26 protein-coding genes are annotated in these 22,188 nt (G+C 63.7%); 10 read left to right on the top strand and 16 right to left on the bottom strand.

What is annotated here, in order from left to right; translation table 11 throughout:
• Window positions 1-7: 7 nt before the first annotated feature.
• The gene (gene yhjD / locus ACLMAJ_RS06850) at window positions 8-1,042 is read left to right on the top strand and encodes an inner membrane protein YhjD (protein ID WP_412012657.1); all 1,035 of its coding nucleotides are present in this window, start codon (window positions 8-10) and stop codon (window positions 1,040-1,042) included.
• A gap of 32 nt (window positions 1,043-1,074) precedes the next feature.
• Here yhjD and ACLMAJ_RS06855 read toward each other — a convergent pair whose 3' ends face one another.
• Window positions 1,075-1,338, bottom strand: coding sequence for a hypothetical protein (locus ACLMAJ_RS06855; protein WP_412012658.1), 264 nt, complete (start codon window positions 1,336-1,338; stop codon window positions 1,075-1,077).
• Window positions 1,339-1,538: 200 nt separating this feature from the next.
• Between ACLMAJ_RS06855 and ACLMAJ_RS06860 the strand changes: the two genes are divergently transcribed.
• Entirely contained in the window at window positions 1,539-1,877 is a 339-nt protein-coding gene (locus ACLMAJ_RS06860; protein WP_412012659.1) for a DUF6247 family protein, read from the top strand.
• 150 nt (window positions 1,878-2,027) lie between these two features.
• Here the strand turns inward: ACLMAJ_RS06860 and ACLMAJ_RS06865 are convergent, their stop codons facing one another.
• Genes ACLMAJ_RS06865 through ACLMAJ_RS06880 form a run of 4 tightly spaced genes read right to left on the bottom strand, consistent with a single transcriptional unit; the run spans window position 2,028 to window position 5,122 of the window.
• Entirely contained in the window at window positions 2,028-2,738 is a 711-nt protein-coding gene (locus ACLMAJ_RS06865; RefSeq protein WP_412012660.1) for an ESX secretion-associated protein EspG, read from the bottom strand.
• Entirely contained in the window at window positions 2,735-4,114 is a 1,380-nt protein-coding gene (locus ACLMAJ_RS06870; RefSeq protein WP_412012661.1) for a hypothetical protein, read from the bottom strand. The genes ACLMAJ_RS06865 and ACLMAJ_RS06870 overlap by 4 nt, the downstream gene beginning before the upstream one ends.
• A 4-nt stretch (window positions 4,115-4,118) precedes the next feature.
• The gene (locus tag ACLMAJ_RS06875; protein WP_412012662.1) at window positions 4,119-4,718 is read right to left on the bottom strand and encodes a DUF3558 domain-containing protein; all 600 of its coding nucleotides are present in this window, start codon (window positions 4,716-4,718) and stop codon (window positions 4,119-4,121) included.
• Window positions 4,719-4,750: 32 nt separating this feature from the next.
• Window positions 4,751-5,122: a hypothetical protein gene (locus ACLMAJ_RS06880; RefSeq protein WP_412012663.1), complete on the bottom strand. Its 372-nt coding sequence runs from the start codon at window positions 5,120-5,122 to the stop codon at window positions 4,751-4,753.
• A gap of 356 nt (window positions 5,123-5,478) precedes the next feature.
• Here ACLMAJ_RS06880 and ACLMAJ_RS06885 point away from each other — a divergent pair, with 356 nt between their 5' ends.
• Window positions 5,479-6,357 (top strand): helix-turn-helix domain-containing protein, encoded by an 879-nt coding sequence (locus ACLMAJ_RS06885; RefSeq protein WP_412012664.1) that lies wholly within the window; start codon window positions 5,479-5,481, stop codon window positions 6,355-6,357.
• Entirely contained in the window at window positions 6,354-6,557 is a 204-nt protein-coding gene (locus tag ACLMAJ_RS06890; RefSeq protein WP_412012665.1) for a DUF397 domain-containing protein, read from the top strand. Before ACLMAJ_RS06885 ends, ACLMAJ_RS06890 begins: the two co-directional genes overlap by 4 nt.
• Before the next feature lie 127 nt (window positions 6,558-6,684).
• Here the strand turns inward: ACLMAJ_RS06890 and ACLMAJ_RS06895 are convergent, their stop codons facing one another.
• From ACLMAJ_RS06895 to ACLMAJ_RS06915, 5 genes are all read right to left on the bottom strand, one after another.
• On the bottom strand, window positions 6,685-7,179 hold the full coding sequence (locus ACLMAJ_RS06895) for a hypothetical protein (protein ID WP_412012666.1): 495 nt from the start codon (window positions 7,177-7,179) through the stop codon (window positions 6,685-6,687).
• Entirely contained in the window at window positions 7,176-8,324 is a 1,149-nt protein-coding gene (locus tag ACLMAJ_RS06900) for a hypothetical protein (protein ID WP_412012667.1), read from the bottom strand. The genes ACLMAJ_RS06895 and ACLMAJ_RS06900 overlap by 4 nt, the downstream gene beginning before the upstream one ends.
• Before the next feature lie 181 nt (window positions 8,325-8,505).
• On the bottom strand, window positions 8,506-8,790 hold the full coding sequence (locus tag ACLMAJ_RS06905; RefSeq protein WP_412012668.1) for a hypothetical protein: 285 nt from the start codon (window positions 8,788-8,790) through the stop codon (window positions 8,506-8,508).
• Window positions 8,790-9,089 carry a WXG100 family type VII secretion target gene (locus ACLMAJ_RS06910; protein WP_412012669.1) on the bottom strand — a complete coding sequence of 100 codons (300 nt, stop codon included), beginning with the start codon at window positions 9,087-9,089 and terminating at the stop codon, window positions 8,790-8,792. Before ACLMAJ_RS06910 ends, ACLMAJ_RS06905 begins: the two co-directional genes overlap by 1 nt.
• Window positions 9,086-9,418 carry a WXG100 family type VII secretion target gene (locus ACLMAJ_RS06915; RefSeq protein WP_412012670.1) on the bottom strand — a complete coding sequence of 111 codons (333 nt, stop codon included), beginning with the start codon at window positions 9,416-9,418 and terminating at the stop codon, window positions 9,086-9,088. The genes ACLMAJ_RS06910 and ACLMAJ_RS06915 overlap by 4 nt, the downstream gene beginning before the upstream one ends.
• 305 nt (window positions 9,419-9,723) lie before the next feature.
• Between ACLMAJ_RS06915 and ACLMAJ_RS06920 the strand changes: the two genes are divergently transcribed.
• Window positions 9,724-10,755, top strand: coding sequence for an alpha/beta hydrolase (locus ACLMAJ_RS06920; protein WP_412012671.1), 1,032 nt, complete (start codon window positions 9,724-9,726; stop codon window positions 10,753-10,755).
• 316 nt (window positions 10,756-11,071) lie between these two features.
• On the opposite strand, the gene ACLMAJ_RS06925 is transcribed toward ACLMAJ_RS06920, so the two are convergent.
• Window positions 11,072-12,358: a D-alanyl-D-alanine carboxypeptidase family protein gene (locus ACLMAJ_RS06925; protein ID WP_412012672.1), complete on the bottom strand. Its 1,287-nt coding sequence runs from the start codon at window positions 12,356-12,358 to the stop codon at window positions 11,072-11,074.
• Window positions 12,359-12,572: 214 nt separating this feature from the next.
• On the opposite strand from ACLMAJ_RS06925, the gene ACLMAJ_RS06930 reads away from it, so the two are divergent.
• Both ACLMAJ_RS06930 and ACLMAJ_RS06935 read left to right on the top strand, forming a co-directional pair.
• Window positions 12,573-14,117, top strand: coding sequence for an MFS transporter (locus ACLMAJ_RS06930; protein ID WP_412012673.1), 1,545 nt, complete (start codon window positions 12,573-12,575; stop codon window positions 14,115-14,117).
• Window positions 14,107-14,730, top strand: a complete 624-nt coding sequence (locus ACLMAJ_RS06935; RefSeq protein WP_412012674.1) for a TetR family transcriptional regulator — start codon at window positions 14,107-14,109, stop codon at window positions 14,728-14,730. Before ACLMAJ_RS06930 ends, ACLMAJ_RS06935 begins: the two co-directional genes overlap by 11 nt.
• A 16-nt stretch (window positions 14,731-14,746) precedes the next feature.
• On the opposite strand, the gene ACLMAJ_RS06940 is transcribed toward ACLMAJ_RS06935, so the two are convergent.
• Both ACLMAJ_RS06940 and ACLMAJ_RS06945 read right to left on the bottom strand, forming a co-directional pair.
• Window positions 14,747-15,424: an ester cyclase gene (locus ACLMAJ_RS06940; RefSeq protein ID WP_412012675.1), complete on the bottom strand. Its 678-nt coding sequence runs from the start codon at window positions 15,422-15,424 to the stop codon at window positions 14,747-14,749.
• Between the two features lie 230 nt (window positions 15,425-15,654).
• Window positions 15,655-16,542, bottom strand: a complete 888-nt coding sequence (locus ACLMAJ_RS06945) for a phenylalanine 4-monooxygenase (protein WP_412012676.1) — start codon at window positions 16,540-16,542, stop codon at window positions 15,655-15,657.
• A 258-nt stretch (window positions 16,543-16,800) separates the two neighbouring features.
• On the opposite strand from ACLMAJ_RS06945, the gene ACLMAJ_RS06950 reads away from it, so the two are divergent.
• From ACLMAJ_RS06950 to trpB, 3 genes are all read left to right on the top strand, one after another.
• Entirely contained in the window at window positions 16,801-17,007 is a 207-nt protein-coding gene (locus tag ACLMAJ_RS06950; protein ID WP_412012677.1) for a type II toxin-antitoxin system VapB family antitoxin, read from the top strand.
• A 66-nt stretch (window positions 17,008-17,073) separates the two neighbouring features.
• A complete protein-coding gene (locus ACLMAJ_RS06955) occupies window positions 17,074-17,751 on the top strand; it encodes a JAB domain-containing protein (RefSeq protein ID WP_412012678.1) in 678 nt (225 codons plus the stop codon).
• A 143-nt stretch (window positions 17,752-17,894) separates the two neighbouring features.
• Complete coding sequence (trpB, locus tag ACLMAJ_RS06960) at window positions 17,895-19,145, top strand: tryptophan synthase subunit beta (protein ID WP_412012679.1); 1,251 nt, start codon at window positions 17,895-17,897, stop codon at window positions 19,143-19,145.
• Window positions 19,146-19,425: 280 nt separating this feature from the next.
• Here the strand turns inward: trpB and ACLMAJ_RS06965 are convergent, their stop codons facing one another.
• The 3 genes from ACLMAJ_RS06965 to ACLMAJ_RS06975 all read right to left on the bottom strand — a co-directional run bounded on the left by ACLMAJ_RS06965 (window position 19,426) and on the right by ACLMAJ_RS06975 (window position 22,025).
• Entirely contained in the window at window positions 19,426-19,845 is a 420-nt protein-coding gene (locus tag ACLMAJ_RS06965) for a hypothetical protein (RefSeq protein ID WP_412012680.1), read from the bottom strand.
• Between the two features lie 188 nt (window positions 19,846-20,033).
• Window positions 20,034-20,390: a nuclear transport factor 2 family protein gene (locus tag ACLMAJ_RS06970; protein WP_412012681.1), complete on the bottom strand. Its 357-nt coding sequence runs from the start codon at window positions 20,388-20,390 to the stop codon at window positions 20,034-20,036.
• A 204-nt stretch (window positions 20,391-20,594) separates the two neighbouring features.
• Entirely contained in the window at window positions 20,595-22,025 is a 1,431-nt protein-coding gene (locus ACLMAJ_RS06975; protein ID WP_412012682.1) for an MFS transporter, read from the bottom strand.
• Between the last annotated feature and the right edge of the window lie 163 nt (window positions 22,026-22,188).

Below are 22,188 nucleotides of genomic sequence, written 5' to 3' on the forward strand. Positions count from 1 at the left end.
CGAAACGGTGCAGGTGATCGACAACGTCAAGGCGTGGCTCGAGCGGCGGATTCACCGGCGCCCTTGGCTGGACCATCTGGTTCGCGCCGGCGGGCGATACCAGCAGCAGCGGGGTGACTACTACGCGGCGGGGATCACGTATTTCACGGTGCTGTCACTGTTTCCGTTGTTGATGGTCGCCTTCGCGGTCGCGGGATTCGTGCTGTCGAGCCACCCGGAGTTGCTCACCGAACTCCAGGGCAAGATCGTGGACAACATGCCGGGCTCGCTCGGCGATCAACTCAACGACCTCATCGATCAGGCGGTCCGCTCCAGGGGCACCGTAGGCATCCTCGGGCTGCTCACCGGCCTCTACACCGGTCTCGGCTGGATGGCCAACCTGCGCGCCGCGCTGACCGAGCAATGGGATCAGAAGAGCCCGGACAGCAATTGGTTCATGGCCAAGCTCTCCGACCTCGGCGCGCTCATCGGGCTCGGCCTCGCCTTCGTGGTGTCGATCGGCCTTTCCACGCTCGGCGCGAGCACCCTCGGCGCTCGGGTGCTGATCGGCCTCGGTCTGTCCAACCTGCCCGGCGCACACCTACTGCTGATTCTGGCGTCTGTCCTGCTCGGATTCCTGGCGTCCTGGGCGGTTTTCGCCTGGATCATCGCGCGGCTGCCACGGGAACCGGTCACGCTGCGCAGTGCGGCGCGAGCGGCGGCCATCGCCGCCGTGGTCTTCGAGGTCTTCAAGTACGTCGCGTCCATCTACCTGCGAACCGTGCTGAACAGCCCCGCGGGCGCCGCCTTCGGTTCGATCATCGGACTGATGGTCTTCAGCTACGTCACCTATCGGATCATCCTGTTCGCCACGGCCTGGGCGGCGACCTCGTCGGACAATCTGCGGGAAGCCGAGATCGCCCCGCCCCCAGCCGCGGTGATCGCACCACGGATGCCAGGCTCGGGCCCATCGATGAGCGCGGTAGCCACCTCCTTCGGAGCGGGAGCCCTTGCGGCCCTCGCCCTTTCGGAACTGCGCAAGGTCCCCGGTCGCCGCCGCTGACCGCTCGGCACGCCTTCGGTCGTAGCGGACGGTCACTCCTTGACCCCTCCATTAGGGGAGGAGGGTGCCTCCCGGTCGCGACGTCTCCGTTCTTCGGCCTCGCGGTAGACATGCTCGAATTCGGTGCCGACCAAGTCATCGCGGAAGCGCTCAGGCAAATCTGCCGGGTTGTACTCCGGTTCGCGGCTGTTGAGCTCGGCGAACGCGGCGTTGGCCTTGGCAAGGAGCTCGGGGTCGATCGGGTCGTCGTCGTAGCCGTGGGGGTCGAATATTTTGCCGCCAATGCGCTCTTCCATTAGTCAGCTCCTACTTTCCGCGTTCGATCAAAGGTACTCGCGTGCAGCCGCCGGTGAGTCCAAAGCCGCGCTGGCCAAGGAATGCGGGATTAGCCGCGAAACCGTATATGCCCCAGCCACATTCGGTCAGAACGCATGGAGACAGGGGTGCCGCGTGCAACGCCCCCGATGTGGCTATACGGCGGGGCTATGGTGTTGGCATGGCCTCATCTGAGTCGTCCAGATCGCCGGTGCTTCCCGCGCTATTGGCACCATCCACACCACGCGCAATTCGCGATGCTCTGGTCGGTCCCGAACGCGCGGAGTTCGAGCGCCACTACGCCGAGGAAATGGCGGCCGCGGCCCAGTCCCTTGATCTGACGGGCGTGCTGGCGGTCTTGGACACCTTCCGCAAGGTCGCCGAGATCACCCAACGCCACGGCGTCGAGGCTCACACCCGGATGCTCGCCCTGGTCGAAGACCTCCAGCAGGGCAGGAATGTCACCACCATTGGGGCGGCGGCGCACCGAGCAGAGATCAACGCCAAACTCGGTTTCTAGGCCGATGTACTCCTACGAGATCGTTCCCGAGACCGGGAACAGGTCGACGGCATCCCCAACGAAGCTACGCTCCGTACCTGCACCTCATGGTTCGGCCGGTTGGCATGTTGTGGAGGTAGCGGACAGCTGTTTTGCACGTAGGTGTCGGCGCTAGCGAACGGTGTGTGTCATGCGGGTTATTTCGCGACTTATCGTGGCTCGGTCGCAGGGCGCGATGTGGAATTCGTTGTATTGGCTGTGGTAGAGGTAGCGGCCGTCGCCGTCGATGTCGAACCAGTTCAGGTATTCCGGTGTGGAGGGGCGCGGACTGCGCAAGTCGCGGAGGGCTTCCAGGGTTCCGGATCCGGATCGGGGGGCGCGTAGTAGGCGGCAGATGCGGTCGGCTGCGGTTTCCTTTGTGCCGGTCCAGGATTCGAGGCCGATGCGTAAACGGTCGATGTCTTCGGCGATGGCGCGATGGCGACCGGGTGACACGTTGCCGAGTACCGCGGTGAATACCTTGGGCACGATCGCCGCGGTGCCGACCTCGATGACGACGTTGCCGCCGAAATCGGGTGTGGGGCTCGGGCGTTGGACCAGTGTTACGCCGATGTCGCCGTCGATCGCGCCGTACGCCCGTATCGGATTGCGCCGGGTTCCGGTGAGCGACAACGATGTTTCGGGATCGGCCGCCACCCGCAATACTGCCGACAGGTCCGGGTCGCCGTGTAGCGGGAGACGCTGATCGAATTGCCGGGTGAGCTGTTCGTATTCGTCTTCCCATCGCGCCGAAGCGATCAGGCGCAGCGGGAACGGATATCGATCCGCGCCCGTCTCCCGCCAGATATGCATGAACTCATCGGGCGTGAAGTCCCACATCATAAGTAGCGGTCCTCGCTGCTCGGGCGTTGCGGCGGAACTCGCTGTGGTGGACTCGGTTGGGCTGCCGCCGCGTCGTCGCCGATCGTCGGCGGCACCGACGGTGGGCGGAGGCCGAGCAGTTCTTCTTCGCGATTCTCGATCAGGTATTCAGGGGTTTTTCGAGCCGACTCCGAGTCGTCCTGCTTCTTCGCGGCACCGGCCGACGGCATTCCGGACATGCCGGGCCGACCGGCCGCTGCCGCACGGTTGGCCGCGGAAGCCGTTGCCGCGGCGGGACTTCCATTGGTAGGCAGGCCGCTGACGCTGCGTCCCGGGCTCGGGGTGCCGATCCCGCCGGGCGCGGGCATGCCGGGTCTGGATGGGCCGCTGCCTCCTGGTGGGGATGTGCCGGGGCCGCCCGGCTGTCCCGAACCAGGCGCTCCCACATCGGGAACGGTTGCCGCAGCGGGCGCGGTACTGGCACTAGGGGTGGTAGGGGCCTGCGCCGATTGCTGCCCAGTGCCCGAATTCTGATCGGACGCGGCAGGTTCGACCGAGGTCAGGGGGTCCGATGTCGGTTGATCACCCGGATTACTGCCACCGTTGCCGTTACTGCCGCCATTACCGCTGCCGCCGTTGCCGTTGCCGGGATCGCCGCCGCCGTCACCCGGCAACGCGACGGGCACGAAGGTCGGGACTCCGCTCCCGGCAGGACCATAGGACGGTTTGTAGCTGTTGTTCATGGTGTCGATCGCCGTGCGATAAAGCGCCTCCACACCGCGCTGATAGGCGACCTCGTCGCTGTCTCCACCGCCCACCAGCCCCGCACTCACCGCGGAGATGATCACCTGCGCCGGGTCCAGCGTGCCGGCCGAGCCCGCCTGCCCCTGCGCCGCGCTCGGCGGGGGCACCGACAGCTTGATGACCTCGGCGGCATGCGCGACGCCCTTGACCCGATGCCCGCACGTGCTGATCACCTGCTGAACATCGCTGGCCTGCTGGTAGAACTTCTGCGCGGCGGCGACCGCCGCATCGGCCATCTTGCCCTCGACACCATCTGCCAGGGCCTTCTGGATCGCGATATGCATGCCGAACAATCCGCCGCTGAGCGAGTCGGCGATGCTGATCCACGTGTCGGCCTGCTGATGCATGACACCCGGACTCATCTGCGTGACGTTGTTGTAGATCTCCTCGTGAGTGTGGCCCTCGAACTGTTCCATCCTGGCGATATACGCCGGATCGGCACCGTTGTCGGAAACCGACTGCTGAGCCCCCTCCGCACCCTGCTGCTGGGCGCGCGATCGCGAACTCGGTTGCGCGACATCGGGTTTGGCACCTTGGCCGAAAGTGCTAAGTGCCGCCGGATTGTCGTTGATATTGATGTACGAGCCGGTCATTGGTTTAGTTGTCCTTGCCGATTTCCGGCTCGATGGCGGTGACGATTTCGAGCATGCCATCGCAGGGAGCGGTACTACGTGGGGCCAAATCGGTTAAAAAAGTGGAGATCTGTACGAACCCGACTTTGGTCCGCACGTCGACCTGGCAAGCCCGGTGCAGGTCCGGATCCCGGACCAACAGGGCTTCGCGCCCGTTGACGGTGGTCGGCTCGCTGAAGGTGCCGACCTTCGCGAGGTCTTCCGCCCACGTAGCATTTCCGGAGTTCAACATCAGATTGCGTTCTCGAGATGAGAAGTCACAGGTCAGGAAGCTGTACTCGGCAATCAGATCGTCACCCCGCTTGCGCGAGACGGGATCGAATCCGGACTTTTGAATGGTGGCGTCGCTGATCCATGTGCACGGGTCGAAGACGATCTTGGGCCGTCCTGTGCTGGCCGTGTACTTGTTGTCCTGCGGCGGCGGCTGGAGCTTCGAGGCGGTTAGAGTAGGCCGGGATGGTTGGGACCCGATCGACGTGGTGGCCTGGCCCGAAGTGGCCAAGGGTTCTGCCGGGCCATTGTCAGTTGAACAGTTCGTCGTCAACGCAGCGGTCGCCAGCGCCAACAGTGCGAGCAGCGTGTTGCGGATTCCCATCTTCACTGTTGTACCTCCGAGGCAATGGCGTTGATCGAACGTGCAAACATGACGTCGGCTTCCTCGACTAACTGGCCCGCACGTAGGTAAGCCGCGGCCATCTTCAATGCGGCCTCTTTCATCCCGTTGAGGGCCTCGGTCATCTTCACTGCCTTACCTGAGAACCCAGACTGCAACTGTTGAGCCGACTCGAATCCGCCAAATCCTTCAAGCTGCTGCAAACGCTCTGAACGGCCAACCTGCGGGCTCAATGTCGTTTCGACGAATCTGGTGTAGACCTCGGCGCACCGTCGGGCGGCGTCGGCCTCCATCCGGAACGTTCCCCCTACAGCCTGCTGGTACAGCGCGTTCGCCGCTGACTGCCCCACTTCCATCGACTGGCCCTCCCTTGGCATCTGCCCGGTCACTTTACTGGACGCATGACATAGACGATCGGTTCCATCGGGACGCGGGGTCCGTTCGACTGAGATCGGTCCTGCGGTTTTGTCACGGGTCGTGGCTCGGTACGCCGAAGCCCATTCGGCCTGTGCGTGGGGACCGGGTTCGCAACGAATCAGACCGGCGCGTCGAACGGAGCTGTGCCGGTACCCGACTGCGCTGCGAAACCGCTGCGGAATGCAACTCTTCCTGGTGTTATGTGCTGATCGCATGAGAATTTGCGGTGTCGCCACGTCGTGGGATTGCGGCGTGCTCTGCTGGTGCGAACGATGAATCCTGATGGGAGGCGGGCATGTCGGAGGACGGATCGACGCTGGCACGGCGGCAGCTGGGGAAGTATCTGCGTAATGGGCGTGAGGAGTGTGGGCTCACGCTCCATCAGGCGGCCGAGTTGATCGAGCGCAGCGCCAGCGCGCTACAGCGTATTGAGAAGGGAATCGTGGCTCACCTGCGCGAAGTGGACCTCGAGGCGTTGTGCAAGATCTACGGGTTCGACACCCATCACACTGCTGCGATGAAAGGTCTTGCCGCACAGGGCAACGAGCAAAGTTGGTGGCATGAGTACGGCGACCTGATTCCGGAAAACTTCGACTTCTTCGTCGGGTTGGAGGCTTCGGCGCAGCGGCTCACGACCTACGAGCCCGAACTAGTACCGGGGTTGTTGCAGACACCTGCGTACGCGAGTGCGCTCATCCGATGCGGCTATCCCGATGAGGGAGTAGAGGAGCATGCACGCAGGGTGCAGTTGCGGATGCGTCGGCAAACGAGAATCACCCGCAAGCATCATCCGGCGACACTCGATGTCATTCTGCGGGAGTCGGTACTCCGGGGCATGGTTGGCGGGCCGAGGGTTATGGCGACTCAACTGAGGTACTTGGCCGAAGCGGGGGTCCGACCCAACGTGAGGTTGCAGATCCTCCCGTTCAGTGCAGGATTCCCCCTTGGCGACTCGGTTGGCCCATTCGTGATCCTGGAGTTCGGTACGGGCAAACAGGGGCAGGTGATCGAGCCACCAGTGGTCTACACGGAGAAATTCACGGGGGGTTTGTATCTTGCGAAATCAGCCACGGTTCACCGATACCATCAGGGGCACGAGAGCCTCCGGCGAAGTGCGATGGATGCCGAGGACAGCCGGGCTCTGCTCAGAAGGATGGCGAAGGAGTACGCGTGAACATCGATCTGGCCGGTGCCGACTGGTTCAAGAGCAGCCGCAGCGGTGCCGCCGAAAACTGCGTCGAAGTCGCCTTCCTCCCGAACAGCCTTGTCGGCGTCCGCGATTCGAAGAATCCCTCCGGCCCGGCGCTGAGGTTCACCGCTGCCGAGTGGTCGGCCTTCACTAGAGCGGCAACGCGAGGCGACTTCGATAGGTGACAGTACTGTCCGTGCCCTGCGGAGGTCGATGGCCATGGAGCGGCCCGTGTCCGGACCTGTGGCATCGACTGTGGCACAACACCATCGGCTCAATAACTGCTTCGTCGGCCGCCACTGAGTCGTATGTCTATCCGTCGCCACAGCTGACATGGATCCTGAAAACATCGATGGAACCATCCTTCATGCCAGAAATCTGCGCATCGGTCAATTCCCACGAAGTGCCCTGGTTGTCACGTACCTTATATATCGCGACGTGGCAGTTATTCGGCGAATCCCCGTATGCAATCCAATCTTCGATAGGGAGGATTCCTATGGGTGGACGCGGAGGAATGGTTGGGTGTTTGGCAACGGGCGGCGGTCCGAGTGTCAGATCTGGTCCGGTGACAATTTGTCGGATATCGCTCACCGGACCCGCATATATGGCCTCGACCCATGGGACGACATCGGTATCTGCCTTTTGTGTCACTTTGGTGAAACCAGGCATCTGAATCTGATTCAGATAGCGTTCGGCGTCGTTCGGTCGAGTTAGCCAGGCGAAAGCGCTCCAAGCGATCGCCCCAATCACAACGAAGCAGGCGACGAGTTTGACGGTCTGCTTCGAGGGCCTCCGCAGCCAGCTCACTTGCATGTGTACATGCCGCCCATCAGTCGTTGCGCCTTGTCCAGCGCAGTGTTTGTCATCCCGACATATCCTTGTACCACTGGACCGAGGTCTCCTGCGCGAAAATGGGCTTCTATATTGTCCTCGGAGTTGTAACCAGCAGCAAGGAACTGGTCACGCGTGTACTTTTCCTTCAGTTCTTCTGGGGCATCGGCAACATATTGACTTTCAATGCGCTTCAGATTGTAGGTTGCTGCCATGATCGCAAGATCGGGATCCTCTTTTAGATTGGACCATTCTTTGCCAGCAAACTCGGAGGGGAACTTCTTCTTCACCTTATTGAAGGTTGCTTCTTTCATATTTGTCAGCCCCAGAGAATTGGGTCGAATTAAATTTCCACCCTCTCGAACGAAGACGTCATACGCATAACTCATTTCGTTCTCGATGAACGAGTCGGATCGATAACCACCTTCGTTGTATACGATAGCCATGACAAGCCGGGGATCGATGCCTGCGGTGTTTCCGTACTTGACGGCCGACCCGACCCATGACCGCACGCGTGGATCGAGCTTGTTCATTTCGCTTTCCCAGTTCGGGTTCAGGGTGCACTTGACCGGTTCGGTCGAATAGGAGTCCAGCCGGACGATGGCATCGTCTCGTAGCCCTGCTATTTCGGTGAGTCTCGTCTTGATACCTAGGCCGTCCATGCCCTCGAAGGTGGCCTTGGCCAGTAGGTCGAACAGCGGGTGAGTGCTGATGGAATCCTTGTATATAGCTGCGGCCGTGAGTATTTCGCCGTCGGATGCTTGACCTTGAGGCATCACGTCGACTCCTGTGGATCGAACGGTGGCTTTCGCGCTCAGGTCCGGAAACGCTCGTGGTGTCGCGTTGATGATTTGAGTGCGCAGATCAGCGAGGGTGTCGTGATGGTTGGTGGTGGCGGTGACCAAGCCCGCCGCAGCGGCCGCTATTGCGCTGGCGCCGGTTTTCAATGCTCCGAGTAGATCGCGGATCTCGGGCACGTCCGGTGTCTGGACGGTGTCGAATAGCACCGCGATCGTATTCAGTTCGGTGTTGGCTTCGGTAATGGCGGGGTATCGGGCGAAGGCGCGCCAGCCCGAGGCTGCGCGGTTCAAAGTCTCGGTGTCGCCGTCGGGGACTTCCACGTGTAGAGCGGTCAACGTCGACAGCACCAATGTCTTGTCCGGCCACAGTGTCAGTCGTGATTCGCTGGAACTGGACGTGGCTGGGTCGGGTATCGGTGGGATTGCGTTGGGGCTGAACGGCTCTGACGCCGCAGCGGCTGGTTTGGTTGGTGCGGGGCCCTTGTTGGGGTCCAGGTTGGCGTTATAGTTCGCGGGTTTGCCAGTTGTGTCCCGCGAGATCGAGCACGTCTCCGAGTTGTTGCGACACTGCCGCGTACGCGGTGATAGTGGCGATCAGGTCGGCGGTGTGTTGCTTGTAGGCGGTATTGCACGTGGTCACTGCGGCGTAGTGGCCGCCCATATCGAACGTGTCCTTCAGTCCCGGTGTTATGACCTGTGTTACGGCAAAGCTGATATCGGTCGTGAGGTCGAACAGCCCTTTCGCGGCGTTGTAGTAGGCGTTCGGGTCTACCTTTATCGGGGCCATTACCTCCCTCGCAGCATGTTCACGTTCAACGTCGCTGCTTCGGTGTAGTGGCCGTGGGCGCGTTCGGCGGCATCGCTCATTTCCGCCACTCCCTCGGCGTACTCCTGTGCACGGGTCGCCCACTCGCGGTGGGAGTCGGCGTATGCGGCAGCGGCGATGCCATCCCAACGACCGGTATGCAGGTCCGCGACTTTGTGGTCGAGTTCCGCGAGGTGATCGCCCAGGAACCCGACCAGCCCGGACAGCTTGGCGACGAGCTGATCGAGATGATCGAGGTCGACGTGGAATTCGTCGGTCATAGGTTCAGGCTCGATGTTCGCGATGCGGCTGCGGTGTCCTGGGCCAGATAGTTCTCGGCTGTGACTCCGAGCTTCTCCGCCATGACCGCCAGCGCGTCGACGATCTTGCCGCCGCTGTCACGGGATTCTCGCCATCCTTCGGCGAAAGCCGTTGCGGCAGTACCGCTCCAGCCGCTGGAGGTCAACTCGTCGACCTCGGTTCCTGCTGAATCCAGTGCGGATCGAAACGTCTGCGCCAGACTGTAGACGTAGCGTCCAACGGCGCTGACCTCGTCGGGTACGACGGAAAGATTCTGACCGTTATCCGGAGTCCCCCCACTGCGACTCATGTGATCGAATTCTATCGGTCGGCAGACGCCGATGCCACGGATGAGCGGCGGCCCGATCGGTGCCTGCGCCCTTGCCGCCCTCGCTCTTTCGGAACTGCGCAGGAGTCCGAGCAGCGTCGCCCCGACGAACAGCAGCCGCCCGAGGACTTCTGCGCTGCATGGGCGTTCGGTTCGTCTTGCTGGAATCGACCCTGCAACATACGATGCTCAACGCTGGACATGGATGATGCGTCAAAGGCTGTCAGCCAAGTTCGGGTCGTTCCGCGAAATATCGACCTCAACGAGGTGTTATGACTATCCGCCGCGTGACTGCTGTGGCTGTTGCCGCGTTCGCATCCACTTTTCTCGTATCGGCAGCACCGGCGTCGGCGACGGGCGACAAGCCCGGCACATGCCGGGAGATATCGGTTTCCGTCGCGCTGTCCGAGGGCGGGCCGACGGACAATACCGTCGCTACAACGCTCTGCACACCGAGCACGTGGGCTCCCGGCGAACATCGAATCGATGTTCTCGTGGCCGGTGCCACCTACAACCGGACGTACTGGGACTGGCCGCAGGGCCAGCAGACATATTCGTATGTCGACCACACCTTGGCGGCCGGCCGGGCAACGTTCAGCTTCGACCGGCTCGGCACCGGATCCAGCAGTCGCCCGGCGAGTTCGGCGCTCACGGTGTCCAGCGGGGCGTACGTGCTGCATCAGTTGATCGGTTGGCTGCGCGGTCAGGGCTATGCACAGGTGAACGGGGTTGGGCATTCGCTCGGCTCGGTCACGCTCACGAACGAGGCGTCGCGTTGGCACGATCTGGACCGGCTTGTCGCGACCGGAATCATTCATCTGCCCGGCGTGGGCCTGAATTCCACCGGGTTCTTCACCAGTCTGTATCCGGCGGCACTCGATCCCGAGTTCGCAGGGAAAGGGCTTGACCCCGGATACCTCACTACGATGCCCGGTCGGCGGGGCCCGGCCTTCTACGATCCGAATACCGTCGACCCCACTGTGATCGCCTACGACGAGAGCAACAAGGATCTGACCACCGTCGGCGAAGTGAGCGAGTCGAGCACCTTGCTGTTGGCCCCTGCGCCACTCAACTCGAGTCGCTCGATCACCGCACCTGTCTTGGTTGTCATGGGCGCGACCGACGACATCTTCTGCAACTTGTTGGTGAGTTGTAAGACAGCGGAATCGATACGGGCGAACGAGGCTCCCTTCTACAGCGGCTCTGCGGATTTCGACACCCTCGTCGTGCCGGGGACCGCTCATAACTTGCCGCTGCACCCGTCGGCGTCATCGTCCTTCCAGAAGATCGACGAATGGATCAAAACCGGCACCGTCTAACGGCCCGTCGCCCACGGCCGCCCCACGTGGTGCGCAACGGCGACATCGTCGTCTCATCCGGCCAGAGTGTCAGTCGTGATTCGCTGGAAATGTCGCCTTACTCGGAGGCGGGCAACAGTCACCCTCGCTCTTGCCGTTCCCCTCATCCTCGCCAGCTGCAGGCCGTGCGGCGGTCGCTGACTCGCGTCGCGGAACTGTCTCGAAAATCGATGGAACCAAGATCATTGTTCGTGCGTCGAAACCAATGAACAAGAAGATCACCGGTCCGATCCGCTGCTACTGGTGCCCGGAGGGGTGGCACCAGTGGCAGCGGCGGTCAGTGTCGTTGTTTGTTCAGTCGGCGAGCGCCCAGGAGTAGGGCGAGGACGAGGACGATCCCGCCGACCACGAGCAGCGTCCGGGTGCCCGCGTGGTTGTCGTCCTCGGTTGGAGCTGCCTGCTGGTTGGTGTCCTTCGATGGTGGGGATGCCAGTACCGCACCGGTTTTCGACGGCTTGGAGTTGGTGTCGGGGAGATCGCCGACGGTCGCGCTCTTCGGGAGGGCGAAGGCGTAGTCGAGCAGGGCGGCGGCCTGGAGGTACGGGCGCAGCGGCTTGACATCGGCTTTGAGGAGGGTCACCGCGAGGCGGCGGCCATTGCGTTCGGCCGCGGCCACGAAGGTTTGCCTCGCGTCGTCGGTGAAGCCGGTCTTGCCGCCGATCGCGCCATCGTATTCGTAGAGCAGGTGGTTGTCGTTGCCGATGGGGTAGCCGGGGTGATCGGTGTCGTCGGGGTTCTTCGGGTCCTTGGGATAGCCGGGGAAATCGACCTGTTCGGTGTGGATCAGTTCGGCGAACAGCGGGATCGACATGGCCTCACGGAACAGTAGTGACAGGTCATAGGCCGAGGTGCTCATGCCGGGGCCGTCGAGGCCCGACGGACTCGCGGCACGAGTGTCCATGGCGTGCAACGACTTCGCGAGTTCGTTCATCTTGGTCACGGCACCCGCGTCGCCGCCGAGCTGAGCGGCTATGGCGTGCGCTGCGTCGTTACCCGAGGCCATGATCAGCGCCTGCATCAGCTGCTTGTTGGTGTAGTGGCCACCCGGCCCGATGCCGACCTTGGTGCCGTCGACATTGGCGTCTTCCTGGGTGCCGGTGACCACCTTGTTCAGATCCAGCTTGCGCAGCGCGACCGTGGCGAGCAGCACCTTGATGGTGCTGGCCGGGCGGTAGCGCCCGTGTGGATCCTTGGCCGCGAGCACCTCTCCGGTGTCCAGATCCGACACCATCCAGGCCGTCGCCGAAATGTCTTGCGGCGCAGGCGGTGCACCCTTGGGGATCACGACGCCGCACTCGCCCATTCGCGACCCGCCCAATGGCGGTGACGGAATCGGCAGCGCGGTCGGCGTCGGTTCGCCGGGCGAGGGAACCTCGGATTCGTCGATCGGGGCGGGCGGTCTGGTTTTCTGCGGGCAGCCGTCGGTGTTGGGCGTGGCGAACGGCGTCGTGGTGCTCGACGGAGCCGCGAGTGACGGAGCTGCGGTTCCCCCGATCACGGCCGCAACGGTCAGTGCGGCACCGAGGCACAGTGCGGCGCGGTGGTAAGCGTCCCGGATTCTCATCGGCTGAGAGCCTAATGGGCATACCGGAGTCGGTCCGTCTGTGGCCTGAGCCGGACCACGGCAAGCCGCGCGGCGGCCGCTGAGGCTAGGCGAACAAGCACGGCGCGCGGCGTGTCGGATGGCCGGGACGATCAGGGCGCGGTCGAGTATTGACAGACACTAGTAAATGGGAGTTACTATCAAAAAGATGTAACTACCATTAATCGGAGTGTTGATGAATACGGATTCGTCCCGCCGCTGGCTGGCACTGGGCGCACTCGCGCTCGCGATGTTGACGATCGGCCTCGACATGACTGTGCTGACCGTCGCGCTACCCACCCTTGCCGTCGACCTGAACGCCAATAATGGTGCGCTGCAATGGTTCAGCACTGCCTACACACTTGCGCTCGCCGCGGTGATGTTGCCCGCGGGAGCGCTCGGGGATCGGTATGGGCGCAAGAAGATCCTGCTCGGCGCCCTGGTTGTGTTCGGAGCGGCCTCGCTGGCCTGCGCGTTCGCCACCACCTCCGGTCAGCTCATCGCGGCACGGGTGGTGCTCGGCGTCGCCGCGGCGGGCATGATCCCGCTGTCGATGTCGGTGCTGCCCGTGCTGTTCCCGAATCCCGCGCAGCGGGCAAGGGCGATGAATATCTGGATCACCTCGACCGCGATCGGATTGCCGCTCGGCCCGATCCTCGGCGGCTGGCTGATCGACAACTTCTGGTGGGGCTCGGTCTTCTTGATCAATGTGCCGATGGTGGTATTCGGCGCGGTCGCGGTCGCGGCCCTGGTGCCGGAATCACGCAATCCCGACCGTCGTCCGCTGGATCTGCCCGGCACCGTGTTGTCGGTAGCCGGAATGCTCGGGGTGACCTACGGCTTCATCCGTCTCGGCGACGAAGGCTGGGGCAATGGGTTCGGCTGGGGCGTGCTCGCCGCCGGTGTCATCGCCTTCGTTGTCTTCATCGGATGGCAACGGCGGGCGGCCTTCGCGCTGATCGACCTCGGACTGTTCGGTAGCCACGGCTTCCGGTGGGGGACGGTGTTCGCGGTCCTCATCACCTTCGGAATGTTCGGCCTGTTCTTCACCGTTCCGCAGTACTACCAGGCAGTACTCGGCACCGACGCGCTCGGCAGCGGCCTGCGGTTGCTGCCCATGATCGGTGGACTGCTTGTCGGTTCGCGGCTCAGCGACAAACTGTTGCCGAAGCTGGGTGTGCGAACGATGGTGACCGCGGCCATGGTGGTACTCGCGCTCGGCCTCGGCCTCGGCGCGCTGACCTCGGTCGGCGCCGCGTACTGGTTCACCGCGACCTGGATCGCCCTCGTCGGCGCGGGCATGGGCCTCGGGATGCCGGTCAGCATGGCGGTGGCGATGGACGATCTGGAGGTGGCACGCGCGGGGATGGGTTCGGCACTGTTGCAGGCGCTGCGGCAAGCGGCGGGCACGATAGCGGTCGCGCTGCTCGGTACCGTGCTCGCCACGGTGTATCGCGGCGAACTCGGCGATCTGAATGTCCACCCGATCGGCGACAGTGTGAATTCCGGAGTCGCCGTAGCGAAGTCGACCGGCGACGCGAGCATGCTCGAGCACGTGCAATCGGCTTTCGTCCATGGAATGGGCGCGATGCTGTGGGCATGTGCGGCCATCTGCGTACTCGCCGTCCCGTTGGCGCTGCGGGTACTGCCGCGCCGATCGGCGGCCGCGGTGCGGGCCGCCGAGGTAGTGCCTGGCGCGCCCGTCGCCGTCGATGCGACAGAATCGACACATGTCGGTTGAAACACCCGGCGACGGGCCCGCCGTGGGGGGCCTGCGCGAGCGGAAGAAGGAACGGACCCGCCGGACGATTCGCATGGAAGCGTTTCGGCTGTTCCGTGAGCAGGGCTATGGCGAGACCACCATCGAGCAGATAGCGGCGGCGGCGGAGGTCTCGCCCAGCACCTTCTTCCGCTATTTCCCGACCAAGGAACAGTTGGTGCGCGCTGATGACCTCGACCCGGTTCTGATCGAGGCGCTGCGGGCAGAGCCACCTGAGGTCGCGCCGCTGACCGCCTTCCGCAACGCGGTCGCCGGTGTCTACGCGAACCTGCCCGCGGCCGAGATGGCGTTCGAGCAGGAACGGCAGGCGCTGCTGTTTCACGTGCCCGAATTGCGTTCGGCCATCGGGTCCGAGTTCGAACGCAGTATCGACTTGATGGCGAGCCTGCTGGCCGAACGGATGGGCCGGGATCCGATGGACTTCGAGGTGCGGGTGGCCGCGGGCGCGGTCGCGGGTGGCGCGTTGGCATTCATGACCATCGCCCCGCTCAACGCCGAGAATATAACCCGCGCATTGGATTTCATCGAGGCAGGCGTGCCGCTCGGTAAGGATCAGCCGACCGAGCGGCCCTGACGTGCCCGGCGGGTAACTACGAGGACTTCGTCACCGGGCAGCCGTGGGCAAGCGGGGCGAGCAGCTCGTTGTTGTCGTAGAAGTGCTCCAGTTCGAGAATGCGCAGATCGTCGGAGACCCTTGCGATGGTCACGCCGAACATCTCGATCTGCGCACCGGTCGGCTGGTGGCCTTTGTACGCGCCGTCGTACTTGCCCCAGTGGCGCCAGCGGAGGGTGACGGCGGGCGGGCCGGCGAGCACCTCGAGTACCTCCCAGAAGAAGCCGTTCGGGAACGCGGTGAGGAAGGTTTCATGCGACGACTCGAAGGTCTCCGAACCGGCATCGTAGTACGGGTTGTCGCCGATCAGGATGTTGTAGCTGCCGATCCTCGCGAACTCCTGCGCGTTCTGCCACTGGCCGCCGTTGACCCGGCCGCGGTAGTGCTCGGCCACCACCGAAACCCATTTGGCCGGGTCCTTCTTGTGCGAGACCTCCATCTCGAACACCCGCACCAGATCCTCGACGATGGCTTCGAGCGAGCCTGCCTCGTGGCTGGTTGTGCGCTCGAGCGGCACGATCTGGTTGGTCAGGTGATAGTCGGGTGCCGCGCCTCGCCAGTCTTCGGCGGGCGTTGCCGCGACTACGGCGTCTCGGCCTTGCAGCCACAGCGGTGCCTCCGCTGTTGGTGTGGAATCTGTTGTATCAATGGACATTTCGGCCTACTGCCCCTATCGCGAGAGATTTGACGGGTCGAAGGTAACAGCCGTTCGATCTGTTGTCTCGGCATGTCCATGGGCCTGAGATGGTGCTGAACTCTGCTGCGCGGCGGTGGCCAGGTACGACTCGGCGAGTTGTGTAAAGTCACAGTCTCATCGCTGGAAAGCGTTGCGGGTGAACGCTTTCCACCGAGGGCGTGGATTCGGGGCGGTCCCGCGAGGCTGATTCAGCGGGAACGGGCGGCTGCGCGCAAGGGGGTGTCGTCGTCCATGGTGGCGAAGAAGGTGCCGATGACATCTTCGATCTCGGAAACCGACTCGGCACAGTACAAGACCGGCTGATAGTGGGTGATGTCGTAGGTCGCGGTACCCATCGCGACCACATCCAGCGGCCGCAGATCGGCATGGCGGAACTCTTCGATCTCACCGTAAGAGGACAGCAATCCGGCTCCATAGCAACGTATTTCGCCGCGTTCGCGGACAACTCCGAATTCCATCGAGAACCAGAAGACGTCGGCGAGGAACTTCAAGGCGGCTTCGGTGCCGAGCCGGGCGACGGCGGCGCCGACCGTCTCGTAGATCGCGGCGAAGCGAGGGCTCGCGATCTGGTTGGCGTGCCCGATCACCTCGTGAACGGTGTCCGGCTCCGGGGTGTACAGCGGAGCGGAGTGGTGTCGAATGTATTGGGTGGAGTGGAAGATTCGGTCGGCGAAGGAGCCGAAGAACTCGCGAAGCGGCACCAGGCCCGCGGCCGGGACGTAGCTGAATCCGGTCAGCGGAGTCAGTGCCGCGGATACCTCGTCGAGTTGCGGGATGCGGTCCTGCGGCAGTGCCAGCCGCTCCGAGGCCGCCAGGACCTCCGCGCACGCGTACTTGCGGTGTTTGCGGGCCAGTTCGGCCGAGACGATTCGCCACACTTGCTGTTCTTCGGCGGTGTAGTCGACCCTCGGTACCGGCTTGCCCGGTGTGTAGTCCAGTGCCTGTGCGGCGATCGCATTGCGGCGGGCCCGGTAGTCGGGGTCGTGCACGCCAGGATGCTCGTCGCTGAGGTGCACCGTGACGTCGCCCGTTCCACTGCGGGTCACGGGTGAGTACAGCTGAGCCTCGGTGAACATACCTCCAGGCAAGCACTGCCGAGGCCCGCCGACAACAAAAGTCGAGCCAGCTGCGCACATTGCCTAGTTGAGCGGGCTTCGAGGCCTCCTTCCGGCGATTCAGACGGCAATCGCAGGCCGATCTGATCAGTTGTGCGCGGGAGCGGCGATAGTGCGCGCGCACTCGCCGGTGGGCTACCGCTGCGAATGACTCTGGGCGATTTGCAGGACATGATCAACGCTGATGACGCAAGATGGCGAATGTACGAAGGAGGACGCATGAGAACCGTGCGGATCGATCTCGACCAGAAGTTGTTGGCCGCGGCCGCCTCGATCATGGGCACCTCATCCAGCAATGCCACCATCAATGAGGCACTGCGCCGAATTGTGGTGCACGAGCGGCAGCTTCATCACCTGGAGCGGCTGGCTGCGGGCGTGTTGACCGCCCTGCCGGGTCCGGAGGTTATTACCGTGGCCGACGGCTAGGGCGGGGGAGTATGTCAGTAGGCACTGGCATGCTTCGGGGACCGCACGGCATTCGAGGGGGATCTGATGTCGGTACCCATTGCCAACCTGCCATTTGGGCAACGACCGCGTGAGCGGCTGCTCGCGCTCGGCCCGCACGCTCTGAGCGACGGCGAACTACTGGCGTTGCTGCTTCGTCAAGGGCGGCGCGGGGAGAGCGCGCTGGAAATGGCGACCGATCTACTCGTCGAACACGGTGGGCTGGCAGGTTTGGCCGGTGCGCGCCCCGAGGAACTTTTCCGTCGCAGCGGGGTCGGTGTCGCCAAAGCGGCTGCCATCGTTGCCGCTTTTCATCTCGGCTCGCGGGCACGCAACAGCCCGGAGACGGCGTTCCGTTTGGACGGTGCCGCGGATGTCGTGCGCGTCGCCGTGCCGCTGTTCGCGGGCGCTCGGGTGGAGCGACTACTCGTTCTCGTCTGCGATGTCCAGAATCGTTTGCGGCAGAAGGTATTTGTCGCGGAGGGTGCCATCGATCAGGTCGCGGTGCCGGTCCGTGAAATTCTCAATACCGTGCTGCGCCACGACGGCCGCGCCTTCGCTCTCGTCCACAATCACCCCTCGGGTGACCCGACACCGAGCATAGATGACCGGCGTGCCACGACGTTGCTCAGCGAAGCGGCGGTGACCGTCGGCCTGCGATTCCTCGATCATGTGGTGGTCGCCGGCGAGCGGTGGGCGAGCGTTCCCGCGCTCTCCCGCAGCTGAGTGCTTCCCATCAGTAGTAAACCGGTCGGTTGCTCGGTTGGGATATCAACGCTAAACCGATTGTTTACCAGGCCGTTGCCGATCGCTCGTCTCAGCAGAACAGACTCGGTGCCGGATCCTCGACAGCGAAAGCGTTGGTGCTGATGACTATCGACCATGGCGTGGCACGAAGCGCTTATCGGCACGGGGAGTTTCCGGACGATCATGGTCGATTCGGCGAATTCGGCGGCAGATACGTTCCGGAAGGTCTGATGGCCGCGCTGATGGAGTTGGACGAGGCATACAGCCTCGCCCGCATCGATCCCGGCTTCATCGGCGAGGTCGAGGAATTGCTGCGCGAACGGGTCGGCCGCCCGACGCTGTTTCACCAGGTGCCGCGGTTCGCCGAATTGCTTGCGGTGCCCGGGGTCCGGGTCTACCTGAAACGCGAGGATATGGCGCATACCGGCGCCCACAAGATCAACAACGCGTTGGGGCAGGTGCTGCTCGCCAAGCGAATGGGCAAGAGCCGGATCATCGCCGAGACCGGCGCGGGCCAACATGGTGTCGCGGTCGCGACGGTGTGCTCGATGCTCGGCTTGGCCTGCGTCATCTACATGGGCGCCGACGATATGAGAAGACAGGCATCCAATGTGGTGCGGATGAATATGGTCGGGGCCGAGGTGCGGGCGGTGCACACCGGCAACCGCAGGCTCAAGGACGCGATCAGCGAGTCGGTTCGCGACTGGGTGTCCAACGTCGACACCACCTACTACGTGTTCGGCACGGCAGCGGGTCCGGCACCGTACCCGAAGATGGTGCGTGACTTCCAGACGGTGATCGGCATCGAGGCAAGAGCCCAGATCCTGAAATCGGAAGGGCGACTACCCGACTACGTGATGGCATGCGTCGGCGGCGGCAGCAACGCCATCGGTCTGTTCCACTCGTTCGCCGATGACCCCGAGGTCGGGTTGATCGGTGTCGAGGCCGCGGGCCGAGGCCTCGACACCGGCGAGCACGCGGCCACCCTCGCCGCGGGCAGTCCTGGCGAGATGGACGGCACCTACAGCTATCTCCTGCAGGACGAAGACGGGCAGATTCGCCGAACGCACAGCATCGCGGCAGGGCTGGACTACCCCGGCGTCGGTCCGGAGCTCAGCTATCTCAAGGACACCGGCCGGGTAACCTACCAAGCCGCGAGTGATGCGGTGGCACTGCGCGCCATGCAAACGCTCAGCATCAGCGAAGGCATCATTCCCGCCCTCGAATCCGCCCACGCCATCGGGTATCTGATGGAAATGGCCGAAAACGGCGACCTGCCGGGCGATTCGGTGGTCATAGTCGGATTATCGGGTCGCGGTGACAAGGATCTGGCGATCGCGGCGCAGCGATTATCGCGCGCAGAGCGAATCTGAAACTCCAGGTCAGATCTCCCGCGGTGTTGAATGGCCTGGTGGACGACGTGACGTTCGACCCGAGGGCCGGGCCTATCGGATACGGTGGCGGGTAGTCCTGTGCAAGTGCATTATTCGCGTTCATTTCGACCGGCCCGTCGAGCTGTTCGGCTCGTTGTCGCGATTCGCGGGTCGTTTCGGCTGCGCCCCGCTGACGACCTCGGAGAATGAACGGCGAACGCGGTACCGGCTGCTAGCCGATACCGCGTTCGGTCGATGAGGTTGTCAGGGTGGTTCGGGTTCACTGGTTGCGGCGCAGGCCCAGGTACTGCAAGGCGGCGAAGCCGCCGACGGTGACGGCCTGCATGACCGTCCAGATTCCACCCACCACGTTCAGCTCGAGTGCGCCTTCGATGAGTGCGGCGAGGCTGATCACGGTCCAGGCGGCGTTACCGGCGATGACGATGCGGACCAGAGTGGTGTTGATGGTGGCCGGTGCGCCGATGGCGGCGACGGCGATGCCATAGAGGGTCAGGAAGATCCCGATCGGGATACCGATGCGAGTATCCAAGCCCAGCAACGATTCCAGCGGTCCGGACAAGGCGAGATAGGCGAGGCCGTTGGCGCCGGTCACCACTGCATCCAGTCGCAGCGAAGTGCGCAGCAGTTTCGGTCCGGGAGCGAGCATGGTGTCGAGGTAGGAGGGCGCGGTCGTCGTCATGATGGTGCTTCTTTCTGGCGTAAGGGTTTCGGGTGCGCGGGGCGCGTCGGGAGTGGCTTCTCGACGTATGCCGCAGTCAGGCGCCACTCGCGGGCGTCGCTCGCGATGAGGTGGGTTGGACTGTGGCGGAGGAGGTTCAGGTCGGGCAGGCCCGTGGGGCGCGGCGTTGAAGCCGCGCCGAGCTGGGGTCAGATTTCGGCGGGGACCTTGTCGAGGAAGCCGAGGACCTGGCTGATGCGGCCGTTGTCGAGGACGGCGACGTCGAAGCCGACGACGACGGTGGGGCCGTCGGCGGGGCCGAGGTTCCAGGTGAAGCGGACCTGGTCGTGGTGGGTGTCGATGGGGCCGGCGAGGGTGAAGACCCAGCCGGGGAACTGGGCTTGTACACCGGCGATGGCGGCGTCGAGCTCGCCGTGGCCGCTGACCGCGACCAACGGGTCGGTGTAGGTGGCGGTTTCGGTGAAGACGCGGGCGATGGCGGCTTTGCGGATGGTCGCGTCGGTGGTGTTCCAGGCTTCCAGGTACTGGGCGACGATGGTGTTCATGATGGCCTCCGAAAGGGCTTGTGGTCTGCGGTTTCTCTGTCCGTGCTGTACGAGAACCACGTTATGACCCAGCCGGGGGGCGTCGAATCAGTCGCTTATAGGTACTTTCCGAGAAGGGGTACGTATGCCGGGCACGGCGGTTGTCGAGTCTCGAATCAGGGCTTCCCCGATATGCCTGCGCCGGCTTGGATAGCGGCCCAGAGATCAGTCGGCCGGGCGCGGGTTGCGGAAGGTCAGAGCGACGAGGAAGGTCAGCACGGCAATTCCCACTGCCGCGCCGAAGGCGGTAGTGATACCGCTGACCAGGGCGTGTTGCGCCGAGCCGCCCGCACTGTGGGACGCGGTCCCGAAGATGGTGACCAGGATGGCGAGGCCGAGTGCGGCGCCGGTCTGCTGGAGGGTCTGTAGTGCGCCGCCCGCCGCACCGGCCTCCCGTGGCGACACACTCGACATGATGATCACGTTCAGCGGCGAAAACGCAAGGCCGATACCGCATCCCATCAGCAGCATCGCTACGAACAGTAGTGGGAAGTAGCCGCTGTCGACCGTCAGCTGGGTAAGCAGAACCAGTCCAGCCGCCATCGATGCGGTGCCGGTCATCGTCACCGGTTTCGGACCGAAGCGCGGTAGCAGGCGGGGGATCAGGCGGATCATGGTGAACATCAGCAACGCGGTCGGCATGAAGGCGAAACCGGTTGCCAGCGCGCTCAATCCACGTACTTCCTGAAGGTACTGGGTGAGAAAGAAGAACATCGACATGCCCGCCATCGGGCCGAGGAACATGTTGGCGTAGGCCGCGGCACGATTGCGATCGGCGAACAGCCGCAGCGGCAGCAGGGGCTGCGCGGTCCGCGACTCGATGACGAGGAAGGTGGCGATCAATACCGCACCGACGGCCAGGAAAGTGTCGGTCGTCGCGTTGCCCCAGCCGTTGGACGCGGCGCTGATGAAGCCGTAGACCAGTGCTGCGACACCGGTGGTCGCGGTCACCGCGCCCGGCAGGTCGAGGCGGGCGGGCTGACGCTGCGCCTCCGGTAGAAAGCGCAGTGCGAGCACAGCGACCGCCAGTCCGAAGGGCACGTTGATGAACAGCGCCGAGCGCCAACCCAGCCACTCGGTCAGTAGACCGCCGACGATGAGACCGACCGCGAAGCCCGCGCTCGACATCCCGGAGAACAGTGCCAGCACGCGCATCCGGGCCTTCGGTTCGCTGAATGTGGTGGTCAGCAGTGCGAGGGTGTTCGGCCCCGCCATCGCCGCGCCGATGCCCTGCACGACCCGGGCGATGAGCAGCCAGGTCGCGGATGGGGCAAGTCCGCCCGCGAGTGAGGCCAGCGTGAACAGTGTCGTTCCCGCGATGAACATGTTGCGGCGACCGAACAGGTCGCCGGCACGGCCGCCGAGTAGCAGCAGTCCGCCGAAGACCAGCGTGTAGGCGTTCATCACCCAGGACAGGCCGGTCGCGCTGAAGTTCAGATCGGTGCGGATGCGCGGCAGCGCCACGTTCATCACCGTGATATCGAGGACGATCATCAATTGGCAGGTCAGCAGCGTGGCGAGCACGATGCCGGATCGGAGTCGAGGGCCTGCGGAGGTGGCGGACGCACGGGTGTCCGCGGAAATGGTGGTGGACAAAGAACGCTCCATCGAATGAGAAATCAAACGGAGGAAGCCTCCGTTTATGATAGAGCTATCATATGGAGGGTTCCTCCATTTGCGCAAGCCTATACGGAGGGTTCATCCGTTTCTAGTGGAGGTTCCATGGAGGCACCGCCGACCGGTCGGCCGATGCGCGCTG

Source organism: Nocardia arseniciresistens, from assembly GCF_046764875.1.
Taxonomy (GTDB): domain Bacteria; phylum Actinomycetota; class Actinomycetes; order Mycobacteriales; family Mycobacteriaceae; genus Nocardia; species Nocardia arseniciresistens.